The sequence below is a fragment of the Microbacterium candidum genome, assembly GCF_030315975.1.
Lineage (GTDB): Bacteria > Actinomycetota > Actinomycetes > Actinomycetales > Microbacteriaceae > Microbacterium > Microbacterium candidum.
On sequence record NZ_JASXSZ010000002.1, the window covers coordinates 151409 to 164433 of the forward strand.

Sequence of the window (13025 nt, forward strand, 5' to 3'; positions counted from 1 at the left end):
TCCTCGATGGCGCTGACGTCGATGAGCGCTTCGCGCAGGACGCTCACGGGGCGCCCTCGGCGATCACGTACGCGGTCGCGAGCCCCGCGTCATGCGAGAGCGACAGATGGAGCGTGTGGATGCCGCGTTCCGCGACGACCGCGGCGGTCGAGCCGCTGAGGGCGAAGACGGGCTTGCCCGACGGCTCGGAGCCGATCTCGATCTCGGTCCAGTGCACGCCGTCCGACCCTCCGAGTGCCTTGATGAGCGCCTCCTTCGCCGCGTACCGGGCCGCGAGCGAGTGCGGCTTCAGCAGACGCTCCGCGTCGGAGAACAGTCTCTCGAGCAGCTTCGGCGTGCGCGCGATCAGCGCCTCGAACCGCGGGATGTCGACGAGGTCGACACCGATCCCGATGATCATGTCGCCTCCCGCTCCGCTCACCCGGTTCCCGAGCCGCATCCGGTCCCCGAGCTCGTCGAGGGGCGGCATCCTCGACCCTATCGCGGGCGTGCCGCTCCTCCCCTCGCGAGCTCCCGCCGCAGGTCCCGCTGCCCGCTGCACGGATGGCAAGAGAATCCACGCCTGGCGACCGCATCCATCGAGAATCTCTCGCCATCCGTACAACTTCTCGCCAGCGGTTCGTGGAGATGTTCTCCACAGACTGGGAACCGGCGGCGGCCCATCCACAGGTTCTCGGAAAGACGGTCATCGGACACGTTCGCCGACGACGATCGGAACATGCTCTCGCCGCGATCCGTCATACACGCGCGGGGAGGTGTCATGCGAGGCAGACACCTCGCCTCCTACGGCTTCACGCGGCGCGAGCTCGCCGACACCGTCGCGCACGGCGAGATCCGCCGCATCCGTCCCGGCGTCTTCGCAACGCCGACCGCTGACATCGACGTCGTCGCGGCCGCGGCGCATGGCGGTTCGCTGACGTGCGCGCGTGCGCTCCGCGCGCACGGGGTCTGGGTGCAGGAGGACGACGAGCATCCGCATGTGTGGCTCGGCGCTTCGGGGCGCAGCCACACACACACGGGTTGCGCCTGCGTGGAGCACTACCGGCCGGGAACGATGCATCTCGGCGTGACGGAGGTCGAGCAGGCTCTCATCCACTCATACGGATGTCACGGCGCGGAGTTCTTCCTCGCAGCGTTCGAGTCGGCCTGGAACCGCCGACTGATCGGCGCGAGCGCGATTCGCCGCATCCGCGCCGCCCTTCCACACGGGGCGCGCTGGCTCGTCGACTTCGCACGATCGGATGCCGACAGCGGACTCGAGTCGATTATCCGGCTTCGGCTGTATCTGCAGGGCATCTCCGTCGAAACCCAGGTGACACTGCCCGATGTGGGACGCGTGGACTTCGTGGTCGCGGGGCGAGTGATCCTCGAAGCCGACGGGCGGGAGAACCATGACAACCCGACGAACCGACATCGCGATCTCAGACGGGATGCTGCTGCATCCGCGCTCGGTTTCGAAACCTTGCGGTTCGACTACGCGATGATCATCCACGACTGGCCGACGGTCCTGACTGCGATCCTCGCCGCGCTCGCCCGTGCGCGGCCCTGACCGCCCGTCGATACGCGCCGACGCGCGCATGGGCCCTTACGGATGGCGAGAGAATCCACGCCGGGCGACCGCATCTACGCACAATGTCTCGCCATCCGTACAATCTCTCGCCATCCGTCCCTCGAGACGAGGTCGGAGCCTGAGAGAGGCCGGGACAGCGACAGGCCGGGCCAGCGAGAGGCCGGAGTCTGGGAGGGGCCGGGCCGAAGGCCGGGCCGGCAGCGCCTACTCGACGGTGACCGACTTCGCGAGGTTGCGGGGCTGGTCGACGTCGAGACCGCGCGCGTTCGCGAGGCCCATCGCGAAGATGTGGAGCGGGACGACGGCGAGGAGCGGCTCGAACAGGGCGCCGGCGAGCGGGATGTGCAGCACCTCGTCCGCGAACGGGAGGACTGCCGCATCCCCCTCCTCCGCGACCACGATGACGCGCGCGCCGCGGGCCTGGATCTCCTGAATGTTGGAGACGACCTTCGCGTGCAGGAGCGCGGAGTGGCGGGGCGACGGCACGAGCACGAAGACGGGCTGGCCGGGCTCCACGAGCGCGATCGGGCCGTGCTTCAGCTCGCCGGCGGCGAAGCCCTCGGCGTGGATGTAGGAGATCTCCTTGAGCTTGAGCGCACCCTCGAGCGCGATCGGGTAACCGACGTTGCGGCCGAGGAACAGCACCGAACGGGTGTCCGCCATCCAGTGCGCGAGCTGCTCGATGTGCGCCTGCTCGGTCTCCAGCACCCGCTGGATCTTCCCAGGGATCGCCTCGAGCTCACGGACGTGCTCGGCCGCCTCGACGGCGGAGACCGTGCCGCGGATGCGGCCGATGTGCAGCGCGAGGAGGTACTGCGCGGTGATCTGCGCGACGAACGCCTTCGTCGAGGCGACCGCGACCTCGGGGCCGGCGTGCGTGTAGACGACGGCATCCGATTCGCGCGGGATGGTGGCCCCCTGCGTGTTGCAGATCGACAGCGTCTTCGCCCCGCGCTCCCGCGCGTACTTGACGGCCATCAGGGTGTCCATCGTCTCGCCGGACTGGCTGATCGAGACGATCAGGGTGTCCGGGCCGATCACGGGCTCGCGGTAGCGGAACTCGTGCGCGAGTTCGACGTCCACCGGCACGCGGGCCCACTGCTCGAGCGCGTATTTGCCGACCTGGCCCGCGTACGCCGCGGTGCCGCACGCGATGATCACGATGCGCGACAGCCCGGCGAAGAGGTCGTCCAGGCCCTCGAGCTCGGGGATCACGACGGCGCCGTCCTGGATGCGGCCGCGCAGCGTGTTGGCGACGGCCTCGGGCTCCTCGGACACCTCCTTGGCCATGAACGACGGCCAGCCGCCCTTCTCGGCGGCGGCCGCATCCCACGTCACTTCGAAGGGCTCGGGCTGCACGGGGTTGCCGTCGAAGTCGGTGACCTCGACGCCCTCGGGCGTGATGGCGACGATCTCGTCCTGGCCGATCGCGAGGGCATTGCGGGTGTGCTCGACGAACGCGGCGACGTCCGAGCCGAGGAAGTTCTCTCCATCGCCGAGGCCGATCACGAGCGGCGAGTTGCGGCGCGCGCCCACGACGAGGCCCGGGTGGTCCTGGTGGACGGCGAGGAGCGTGAATGCGCCCTCCAGCTGCCGCACGGTCGCGCGGAACGCGGCGCCGAGGTCGCCGCCGGCCTCGCGGTACTCGCGGCCGAGGAGAACGGCGGCGACCTCCGTATCGGTCTCACTGCGGAACTCGTAGCCTTCGGAGAGCAGATCGGCCTTGAGCGCCGCGAAGTTCTCGATGATGCCGTTGTGGATGACGGCGAGCTTGTCGTCGTCCGCGAGGTGCGGGTGCGCGTTCAGATCCGTGGGGCCGCCGTGGGTCGCCCAGCGGGTGTGGCCGATGCCGGTGGTGCCGTCGGGCATCGGGGCGCCCTTGAGGTCCTCGCGCAGCACGCCGAGCTTGCCCGCGCGCTTGCGCATGTCGAGCGCGCCGTCACCGTCGATGACGGCGATGCCCGCCGAGTCGTACCCGCGGTACTCCAGACGGGCGAGGCCCGAGAGGAGGATGCTCTGGCTCTGACGGGGGCCGACGTATCCGACGATTCCACACATGCCATCAAGGGTAGGCGGAGGCGATTGGGAGGCCCCCGAACAAACCCCGGCGTTGGTGGGACCGGCTCGTTACAACTTGCGGAGCAGGACGCTTTCGACCTTGTGGTTCGCGGCCTTGCGCAGGATGAGGGATGCACGGTGCCGGGTCGGCAGCACGTTCTCCTCGAGGTTCGGGAGGTTGATGTCGTTCCAGAAGCCCATGGCCCGCTCGACGGCCTCCTCGTCGCTGAGCTCGGCGAAGACACGGAAGAACGACGTCGGGTTGGCGAACGCGCTCTCGCGCAGCGCGAGGAAGCGGTCGACGTACCACTGCGCGATGTGGTCGGCATCCGCATCCACGTAGACCGAGAAGTCGAACAGGTCACTGACGGCGATGTCGTTCGGCGAGGGCGGCGGCTGCAGGACGTTCAGGCCTTCGACGATGACGACGTCCGGGCGGCGGACCGTCGTGTGCGCATCCGGGATGATGTCGTACCGCACGTGCGAGTACACCGGCGCGTGCACCTCGGGATCTCCGGACTTCACGGCCGTGAGGAACTCGACGAGGGCGCGGCGGTCGTAGGACTCGGGGAAGCCCTTGCGGTCCATGAGTCCGCGCCGTTCGAGCTCCGCGTTCGGGAGCAGGAAGCCGTCGGTCGTGACGAGCTCGACCCGCGGGGTGTCGGACCACCGGCTCATGAGCTCACGCAGGAGGCGCGCGATCGTGGACTTCCCGACGGCGACGGATCCCGCGACGGCGACCACGAAGGGCGTCGTGACGTCCGGCTCGCCGAGGAACGCGCTGGTGTCCTCGCCGAGTCGCTTCGTGGACTTGGCATACAGGGACAGCAGCCTCGAAAGCGGCAGGTAGACCTCCCGCACCTCGTCGAGGTCGAGGCGGTCCCCGAGGCCGCGGATCTGCACGACCTCCGTCTCGCTGAGCGGCTGCGTCATCCCTGCGGCCAGGCGCGCCCAGTCGCCCCGGTCGATCGATCGGTAGAGCTGCGGCACGGCGGCGGTGCCGGCGGAGAGGTCTGCGGACATCGCCGCTCATCGTACCCGGCCGGACGTAGCACACACGCACCCGCCCGCTCTCGGGGCCCCGGACAGCGGCGAGCCCGCATCCGGTCCACGCGGATCGGATGCGGGCTCGCCGGTCGGAGGCGTGCGTCAGCGCGAGGCGAACAGTCGCGAGAAGAAGCCCGCGCGGGCCGGCGACTCGTCGGCGGTGTGTCCGTTGCACCACTGGGATGCCGGGACGCCCCGACGGACCTCACCGACGTGCTGACCGCATCCGGCCCACGTCGTCTTTCCACACGTCTTGCAGGACACTGCTCGACACATCTTCGCCTCCTGGTTTGCGCTCTTCGGGTGAGCAGGACCAGTATACCCCCGGGGGTATACTGGTCCTGTCAGCATGTCCTCAGGAAGCAGCGGACGCCTCGCCGAGGCGCCGACATCCCGCTCCCCGCTCAGGCGTCGACGCGCTCCGCCTCGATCTCCGAGATGTCGAGCGCATCCTCGTAGCGCCGCTGCCGGCGCTTGAGCCACAGACCCCCGACGATGAGGACCACGAGCACCGCGTAAGCCGTCGCCGCGAACGGGTGCATCACGAGCGACACGAGGCTCCCCTCGCTCAGCTGCAGGGCCTTGCGCAGCTGCTCCTCGCCCATCGGGCCGAGGATCATCCCGACCACGAGCGGCGCGACCGGATACCCGTAGCGGCGCATGAAGAAGCCGAGCACCCCGATGACGAGCAGGATCAGGACATCGACGGGCTGGAAGTTGACGGCGAACGCGCCCAGCACGGCGAACGTCATGATCCCCGCGTAGAGGTAGGGCCGCGGGATCCGCAGCACCCGCGCCCACATCCCGACCAGCGGCAGGTTCAGGATGATGAGGATGACGTTGCCGATGTACAGCGACGCGATGAGCGCCCACACGAGCTCCGGCTGGCTCTGGAAGAGCCGCGGACCGGGCTGGATGCCGTACGACTGGAAGGCCGAGAGGATGATCGCCGCCGTCGCCGTCGTCGGCAGCCCGAGTGTGAGCAGCGGCACGAGGACCCCGGCCGCGGCCGCGTTGTTCGCCGATTCGGGGCCGGCGACGCCCTCGATCGCGCCCTGGCCGAACTCCTTCTTGTGGCGCGACAGCTTGCGCTCGGCCGCGTATGAGAGGAAGGTCGCGACATCCGCGCCGCCCGCGGGGATCGTGCCGATCGGGAAGCCGATCGCCGTTCCGCGCAGCCACGGCGCCCACGAGCGCTTCCAGTCCTTCCGGCCCATCGAATGCCGCCAGGACTGCGCCATGGGAATGACGTCCACGGGGCCGTGGCGGAGGCGGGCGGCGATGTACAGCGTCTCGCCGACCGCGAAGAGGCCGACCGCGACGAGCACGACGTCGACGCCGTCCGCGAGCGGGAGCAGGCCGAACGTGTACCGCGCCTGCCCGGAGAGCAGGTCGGTGCCGATGAGCCCGAGGAAGAGGCCGAGACCGAGCGAGGCGAGCCCGCGCGACACGGATGAGCCGAGCAGCGCGCCGACCGTCACGAACGCCACCACGATGAGCGCGACGTAGTCCGCGGGGCCCAGGGTCACCGCGAACGACGCGAGCACCGGGGCGAGGAGCGTCAGCCCGACGGTCGCGATGGTGCCCGCCACGAACGATCCGATGGCCGCGGTCGCGAGCGCGGTCGCGGCCCTGCCCGCCTTGGCCATCTTGTTGCCCTCGATGGCGGTGATGATGGATGCCGATTCCCCGGGCGTGTTCAGCAGGATCGACGTGGTCGACCCGCCGTACATCCCGCCGTAGTAGATGCCGGCGAACGTGATGAGCGCCGCGGTGGGGTCGAGCGAATAGGTGAGCGGGAGCAGCAGGGCGACGGTCATCGCCGGGCCGATGCCGGGCAGCACGCCGACGGCCGTGCCGATCAGGACGCCGATGAAGGCGAACAGGAGGTACTGCCACTGCAGCGCGGTGGCGAAGCCCTCCAACAAGAGGTTCAGATTGTCCATTGCGAACTCAGATAAGAGCGGAGATCCACCCGAACAGGGGACCTGCGGGAAGGGAGAGGCCGAGCAGTTCGCCGAAGACGACCTGCACGACGAGCGCGAGCACGAAGCCCACAAGGAAGCCGAGCCACCAGCGGCGGGTGCCGAGCGTCCACGCCACACCGCCGAAGAGGAGCGTGGCCGCGGGCGTCCAGCCGATCGGCGTGAGGAGAAGCAGGAACGCGACGACGAGCCCGACGATCTTCGCCAGGGTCATCCAGTCGGTCTTCGCGTTCGGGTCGAGGTCCTCGCTCTCATCCGGGGTGCCGTAACGACCGCGCAGCACCCCGACGAGGATCACCGCGCCGGCCGCGAGCAGCAGGACCGACACGAACGCGGGGAACACGGTGGGCCCCACCCTGGCGCCCGCGGGCACACGGGTCGTGAACACGCCGACGAGCGTGACCACGCCCACCACCAGGACGACGAGCGCGAAGATCAGCTCGCCGCGGCGGCGCGGGTGGGCGGCCGCGGTGCCGGCAGCGCCCCCGTCGCCGGGGGCGGTGCCCTCCTCGGATGAGGAGGGCACCGCGGCATCCGGGTTCGTCACTGCACGAGCCCGATGTTCTTGAGGGTCTTCGTGACGTCGGTGACGTTCTCCTTCACGAAGGCGCCGAATTCGTCTCCGGCGAGGAACGCGTCGGTCCACGCCTTCTCCTTCAGCACGGCCTTCCACGCGTCCGAAGCCGCGAAGTCCGTCGCGAGCTTCGTCAGCGCCGCCTTCTGCGCGGCCGTGATGCCGCCCGGGGCGAGGACGCCGCGCCAGTTGGTCAGCACGACGTCGTAGCCGGCATCCGTGATCGTCGGGACGTCGGGAAGGAGCGGGGATGCCTCGTCCGAGCTGACCGCGAGCGCGCGCAGCGACCCGTCCTTGACGAACTCGGCGAACTCGCCGACGCCCGAGATGCCCGCCTTGGCGTTGCCGCCGAGGAGCATCGTGACGGCCTCGCCGCCGCCGGAGTTCGGGACGTAGTTGAGCTTCTCGGCGATGTCGGCCTGCTCGAGCCCCGCCTTGCCGAGCAGGAGGCCCGCGAGGATGTGGTCCGCGCCGCCGGCGGAGCCGCCGGTGATCGTGACCTTCTGGCCGTCCTTCTCGACGCCCTGCATGAGGTCTTTCAGGGTCTTGTACGGCGAGTCCTTCGGGACGACGACGACGAGCGGCTCCTCGGTGAGCCGCGCGATCGGGGTCGTGTCGGCGATGCGGCTGGCCGAGGCGTTGAGCTCCTGCGCGCCGACCATCACGAGACCGGTGACCATGAGCGTGTGCGGGTCCTTCTCATTGGCGAGCTTCGCGAGGCCCACCGTGCCGCCGGCTCCGCCGATGTTGGTGACCGGCGCCGAGCCGACGAGCTTCTCATCGACGACGACCTTGCTGATGGCACGGCCGGTCTGGTCCCACCCGCCGCCGGGGTCGGCCGGGACGATGATCTGGACGTCTTTGACCGTGTCGGCGGCGGCTCCTCCCGTCGATGCGGGGGTCTGCTGGCCCGAGCAACCGGTCAGGGCCAGCGCGGCCGCGGCGACGACGGCCGCGGTGATCGCGAGCTTCCTCATTCCACTCCTCCTCGAGTGCCGCGGAGGTCCGTTCCTCCGCGTTGCTGTTCCAGCGAGGCTAGGGATGCCGCGAGCGCCGCCGAGGGTTCGGAAACTAACGGTCGGGTTCGGTAACTATTGGTCGCGATCGGCTCCCAGGAGGCCTGCCTACACTCGTGAGGTGCCATCGATGTCACTGCGTGCGCAGCTGCTCGTCCTGCAGGCGCTCATCGTGCTCGTGGCCACCGTTCTCACCGGCACGATCGCCGCGAGCCTGCACGCGACGGCGATCCGCGAAGCGTACAAGGACCGCCTCATCGGGGTCGCGCAGTCGATGGCGCGGCTGCCCGCGGTGGTCGACGCTCTGGACGACGCGGATCCCGCATCCGTCGTCCAGCCGATCGCCGAAGTCATCCGCAAGGCGTCCGACGTCACGTACGTCGTGGTGACGGATGCCGACGGCATCCGTCTTTCGCATCCTGATCCCGCGCGCATCGGCGAGAAGGTGTCCACGGACCCGTCGGTGCCCCTCGGCGGGCAGACGTACGTCGGCACGCAGCGCGGCACGCTCGGCGAGTCGTGGCGCGTGAAGGTCCCGATCTTCCAGCCCGGAACGTCTCAGGTCATCGGCACCGTGTCGGTCGGCGTGCTGGAGTCGCAGCTGAACTCCGACTTCCTGGAGGGGATCCCGTGGCTCCTCCTGGCGATGGCCGGTTCCGCGGTGGTCGGGGTGTTCGGCGCGGCCTGGGTGACCTCGATCGTGCGCCGCCGCATCTTCCGCCTGGAGCCTGCCGAGATCGCCACGCTCGTCGAGCAGCAGGAGACGATGCTCCACCGCATCGGCGAGGGCGTCGTCACGGTCGGCGCCGACGGCGTCATCACCGTGGTCAACGACGCCGCCGTCCGCCTGCTCGGCCGCGACGACCTCGTCGGCCGCCGCGCGGACGAGGTGCTGGAGCCGACGCTGCTCGAGGTGCTGCACCGTGGCGAGCCCGACGGTCAGCTGGCCCTCGCCGGCGAGCGCGTCCTCATCGCACGCAGTACGGGCGCGCGCCTCGACGGCACCCCCGTCGACGCGACGCTGCTGATCCGCGACCACACCGAGCTGCATGCCGCCCTCCGCGAGATGGATGGCGAGAAGTCGCTCACCGAGGGGCTGCGCGCGCAGGCGCACGAATTCGCGAACACCATGCACGTCGTGTCATGGCTCGTCGAGACCGGCGACCGCGACGAGGCGCTGGCGTACATCGCGTCGGTGACCGGCGGCGGCGCGCTCGCCGGCGGAAGCGCGGCGCTCCTGGGTGAGCCCGAGCTCGCCGCCCTCCTCGCCGTGAAGACCGCGCAGGCGCGGGAGCTCGGCATCGCCCTCGACGTCGAGGACGCCGCGGGGCCGCTCGATCTGCCCCGGGGCCTCGGCCCCGATCTCGTCACGCTCGTCGGCAATGTCGTCGACAACGCGATGGAGGCGTGCGGCGCGGGCGACCGCATCCTCGTCCGCGCGGAATGCCACGGCGGCGCGCTCGTGCTGCTCGTCGACGACGACGGCCCCGGCGTGCCGGCGGCGGACCGCGTGCGCGTGTTCGTCTCGGGGGTCAGCACGAAGACGACGGATGCGGCGGGCCCGCACCGGCGCGGCATCGGCCTCGCCCTCGTCCAGCGAGTGGCGCGGCGCCGTGGCGGCACGGCGGTCGTCGCCGAGTCCCCGTTCGGCGGCGCGCGCGTGCGGATCGAGCTGCCGCTCCCCGTCCCCGCCGAGGCCGCGCCGTGACGCTGCGCACCGTCATCGTCGAGGACGAACCCGCCGTCGCGCGACTCCACAAGCGCTTCCTCGAGGCGCAGGGCACCTGCACGGTCGTCGCGGTCGCCGCCACCGGACCCGCCGCCGTCGCCCTGATCGCCCAGCTCGAGCCCGACCTCGTGCTCCTCGATATCCACCTCCCGGGCATGTCGGGTCTCGACGTGCTGCGAGCGGTGCGTGCCGGCCGCGGACCGCAGCCCGAGTTCATCGCCGTCACCGCGGCGCGCGACTTCGACAGCGTGCGGGATGCGCGCCTCGCCGGCGTGCGCCATTACCTCGTGAAGCCGTTCGCGCCGGGAGACCTCGCCGACCGGATCGACGACGTCGCGCGCGATCTCGCCGGCGCGCGCTCCGGCGCGCTGGATCAGTCCGAGATCGATTCGCTCATCCGTGCGACCGCTCCGATCCCGGTGCTGCCGAAGGGGCTCAGCATCGAGACGCTCGCCGCCGTGCGCACAGCCGTGGCATCCGCGCCGTGGTCGTCCGCCGCCGACATCGGCGGACTCGCCGGGGTGTCGCGCGTCAGCGCCCGGCGGTATCTGGAGTACCTCACCGCCACCGGCGAAGTGCTGCGCCGCCTCGACTATGCGACGAGCGGACGCCCGGGAGCGCGCTACGGCCCGTCATCCACAGCGCAGCGGGAGGGCTGAGCCGGTACGCTTCCTCCGTGCGCCTCGGAGTTCTCGACATCGGATCGAACACCGTCCACCTGCTCGTCGCGGACGTCCGCCCTGGCGGCCGCCCCCTCGCGACGACGAGCCAGCGCACGGTGCTCCGCCTCATGCGCTTCGTCCAGCCGGACGGCTCCATCAGCCAGACGGGCATCCAGGGCCTGGTGGATGCGGTGGCCCAGGCCCGCGAGATCGCCCGCGCGGAGCGTGTCGACGAGCTGCTCGCGACGGCCACCTCCGCGGTGCGCGAGGCGACCAACGGCGACGCGGTGATCGCCCGCATCGAGGAGACCCTCGGCCAGCCGCTGCAGGTCCTCGGCGGCGAGGCGGAGGCGCAGTACACGTTCCTCGCGGTACGCCGCTGGTTCGGCTGGTCGGCCGGGCAGATCCTGCTGTTCGACATCGGCGGCGGCTCGCTGGAGCTCGCGTCCGGTCCCGACGAGCTGCCGGAGGTCGCTGCATCCGTCCCCCTCGGCGCGGGGCGCATGACGATCCAGTTCCTCCCACACGACCCGCCCGGCGAGGACCCCGTCGAAGCGCTGCGCGAGCACGCGCGCGCCGTGCTCGCACCGGCCGTGGCGACATTCGACTCGCAGTCCCGGCCGGATCACGTCGTCGGGTCGTCGAAGGCGATCCGCTCCCTCGCCCGGCTCGCGGGCTATCCGGTCCCCGGCTGGAGCGGCATCGAGCGCATGCTGCTCCCCCGCGCCTCGCTCGGCTCGTGGATCCCCCGTCTCGCGCGGATCCCCGCATCCGCCCGTCAAGAGCTCCCGGGCATCACGCCCGACCGCACGTTCCAGATCGTCGCCGGCGCGGTCGTGCTGCACGAGGCGATGCTGGCGATGGACGTCGACGAGCTCGAGGTGTCGCCGTGGGCGCTCCGCGAGGGTGTGCTCCTGCGCTACATCGAGTCGCTCGCCTGGTCGTAGACCGGCACGCTCGTGACTGAGGGACGGTAGAGAGAACGCCGCCGCCCCGAAGGGCGGCGGCGTCCTCGTCTGCGATTCTCAGAGAGCGATGCGCTGGCGCACGACGTCGGCGAGGCGGTGGGCGATGCCGTCGGCGATCTCCTGATCGGCGGCCTCCACCATGACCCGGACGAGCGGCTCGGTGCCGCTCGGGCGCAGCAGCACGCGCCCGGACACGCCGAGCTCGGCCGTCGCCTGGGCGACCGCCTCCTGCACGCCCTCGTCGCCCACGCGTGCACGGTCGACGCCCTTGACGTTCACGAGGATCTGCGGATACACCGTCATGATCGACGCGAGCTCCGCCAGCGACTTCTTCTGCCGCGCCATCTCGGACAGCAGGTGCAGACCCGTCAGGAGCCCGTCGCCGGTCGTGGCGTACTCGCTCATGATGACGTGCCCGGACTGCTCGCCGCCGAGGGCGAACCCGCCCTCGTTCATGCGCTCGAGCACATAGCGGTCGCCCACCGCCGTCTGCTCGACGCGGATGCCGTGGGCCTCCATCGCCTTGTGCAGTCCGAGGTTGCTCATGACGGTCGCGACGAGCGTGTCGTCCGTGAGGTGCCCGCGCTCCTTCATCGCGACCGCGATGATCGCCATGATCTGGTCGCCGTCGACGATGTTGCCGTCCGCATCCACCGCGAGGCAGCGGTCGGCGTCTCCGTCGTGGGCGATCCCGACGTCCGCCCCGATGCGCACGACGTGCTCGGCGAGGGACGCGAGGTGCGTCGATCCGACGCCGTCGTTGATGTTGACGCCGTCCGGGTCCGCGCCGATGACGGTGACGCGCGCGCCCGCATCGCGGAACGTCTCGGGAGAGACGCCGGATGCGGCGCCGTTCGCGCAGTCGAGGACGACGTGGATGCCGTCGAGACGGTGCGGCAGCGAGCCGAGCAGATGCACGACGTACCGGTCTTCGGCGTCGGCGAACCGGCGGATGCGGCCGACGTCCGGGCCGGTCGGCAGCAGCTTCGGCCCGGCCATGGCGTGCTCGATGCGCTGCTCGACGATGTCCGGGAGCTTGACGCCGCCGCGGGCGAAGATCTTGATGCCGTTGTCGGGCGCCGGGTTGTGCGATGCGGACACCATGACGCCGAAGTCGGCGTCGCGGTCGCCCACGAGGAACGCGGCGGCGGGCGTCGGGAGCACCCCCGCGTCGAGCACATCGACGCCGGATGCCGCCAGCCCGGCCGAGACGGCCGCCGAGAGGAACTCGCCGGAGATGCGCGGATCGCGCGCGACGACGGCGGTGAGGCGCTTGCCTGCGGCCTTGCGAGCCTCGGCAGAACGGCCCTGGCCCAGGACGACGGCAGTCGCCTGGGCCAGGGTGAGCGCGAGATCGGCGGTGAGGGGGCCGTTGGCCAGTCCCCGCACCCCATCCGTGCCGAAGAGGGGCATCGG

General features: G+C 70.7%; 12 protein-coding genes. 4 read left to right on the forward strand and 8 right to left on the reverse strand.

Annotation, left to right across the window (positions count from 1 at the left end; genetic code table 11):
- Nucleotides 1-43 precede the first annotated feature (43 nt).
- Nucleotides 44-400 carry a holo-ACP synthase gene (locus QSV35_RS07080; RefSeq protein ID WP_286288461.1) on the reverse strand — a complete coding sequence of 119 codons (357 nt, stop codon included), beginning with the start codon at nt 398-400 and terminating at the stop codon, nt 44-46.
- A gap of 360 nt (nt 401-760) precedes the next feature.
- On the opposite strand from QSV35_RS07080, the gene QSV35_RS07085 reads away from it, so the two are divergent.
- The gene (locus QSV35_RS07085) at nt 761-1549 is read left to right on the forward strand and encodes an endonuclease domain-containing protein (protein ID WP_286287960.1); all 789 of its coding nucleotides are present in this window, start codon (nt 761-763) and stop codon (nt 1547-1549) included.
- A 225-nt stretch (nt 1550-1774) separates the two neighbouring features.
- On the opposite strand, the gene glmS is transcribed toward QSV35_RS07085, so the two are convergent.
- From glmS to QSV35_RS07115, 6 genes are all read right to left on the reverse strand, one after another.
- Complete coding sequence (glmS, locus tag QSV35_RS07090; RefSeq protein ID WP_286287961.1) at nt 1775-3628, reverse strand: glutamine--fructose-6-phosphate transaminase (isomerizing); 1854 nt, start codon at nt 3626-3628, stop codon at nt 1775-1777.
- Nucleotides 3629-3697: 69 nt separating this feature from the next.
- A complete protein-coding gene (gene coaA / locus QSV35_RS07095) occupies nt 3698-4651 on the reverse strand; it encodes a type I pantothenate kinase (protein ID WP_286287962.1) in 954 nt (317 codons plus the stop codon).
- A 126-nt stretch (nt 4652-4777) separates the two neighbouring features.
- Nucleotides 4778-4951 carry a hypothetical protein gene (locus QSV35_RS07100; RefSeq protein ID WP_286287963.1) on the reverse strand — a complete coding sequence of 58 codons (174 nt, stop codon included), beginning with the start codon at nt 4949-4951 and terminating at the stop codon, nt 4778-4780.
- Nucleotides 4952-5079: 128 nt separating this feature from the next.
- Nucleotides 5080-6621 (reverse strand): tripartite tricarboxylate transporter permease, encoded by a 1542-nt coding sequence (locus QSV35_RS07105; protein WP_286287964.1) that lies wholly within the window; start codon nt 6619-6621, stop codon nt 5080-5082.
- A 7-nt stretch (nt 6622-6628) separates the two neighbouring features.
- Nucleotides 6629-7186, reverse strand: coding sequence for a tripartite tricarboxylate transporter TctB family protein (locus tag QSV35_RS07110; RefSeq protein WP_286287965.1), 558 nt, complete (start codon nt 7184-7186; stop codon nt 6629-6631).
- A gap of 17 nt (nt 7187-7203) precedes the next feature.
- Nucleotides 7204-8211, reverse strand: a complete 1008-nt coding sequence (locus tag QSV35_RS07115) for a Bug family tripartite tricarboxylate transporter substrate binding protein (RefSeq protein ID WP_286287966.1) — start codon at nt 8209-8211, stop codon at nt 7204-7206.
- Nucleotides 8212-8380: 169 nt separating this feature from the next.
- Here QSV35_RS07115 and QSV35_RS07120 point away from each other — a divergent pair, with 169 nt between their 5' ends.
- From QSV35_RS07120 to QSV35_RS07130, 3 genes are read left to right on the forward strand one after another with little or no spacing between them, the layout of a single operon-like run.
- On the forward strand, nt 8381-9958 hold the full coding sequence (locus QSV35_RS07120; protein ID WP_286288462.1) for an ATP-binding protein: 1578 nt from the start codon (nt 8381-8383) through the stop codon (nt 9956-9958).
- Nucleotides 9955-10638: a response regulator gene (locus tag QSV35_RS07125; RefSeq protein WP_286287967.1), complete on the forward strand. Its 684-nt coding sequence runs from the start codon at nt 9955-9957 to the stop codon at nt 10636-10638. The genes QSV35_RS07120 and QSV35_RS07125 overlap by 4 nt, the downstream gene beginning before the upstream one ends.
- Nucleotides 10639-10655: 17 nt before the next feature.
- A complete protein-coding gene (locus QSV35_RS07130) occupies nt 10656-11588 on the forward strand; it encodes a Ppx/GppA family phosphatase (protein ID WP_286287968.1) in 933 nt (310 codons plus the stop codon).
- Nucleotides 11589-11666: 78 nt separating this feature from the next.
- Here the strand turns inward: QSV35_RS07130 and glmM are convergent, their stop codons facing one another.
- Nucleotides 11667-13022 carry a phosphoglucosamine mutase gene (gene glmM / locus QSV35_RS07135; RefSeq protein WP_286287969.1) on the reverse strand — a complete coding sequence of 452 codons (1356 nt, stop codon included), beginning with the start codon at nt 13020-13022 and terminating at the stop codon, nt 11667-11669.
- Nucleotides 13023-13025 lie beyond the last annotated feature (3 nt).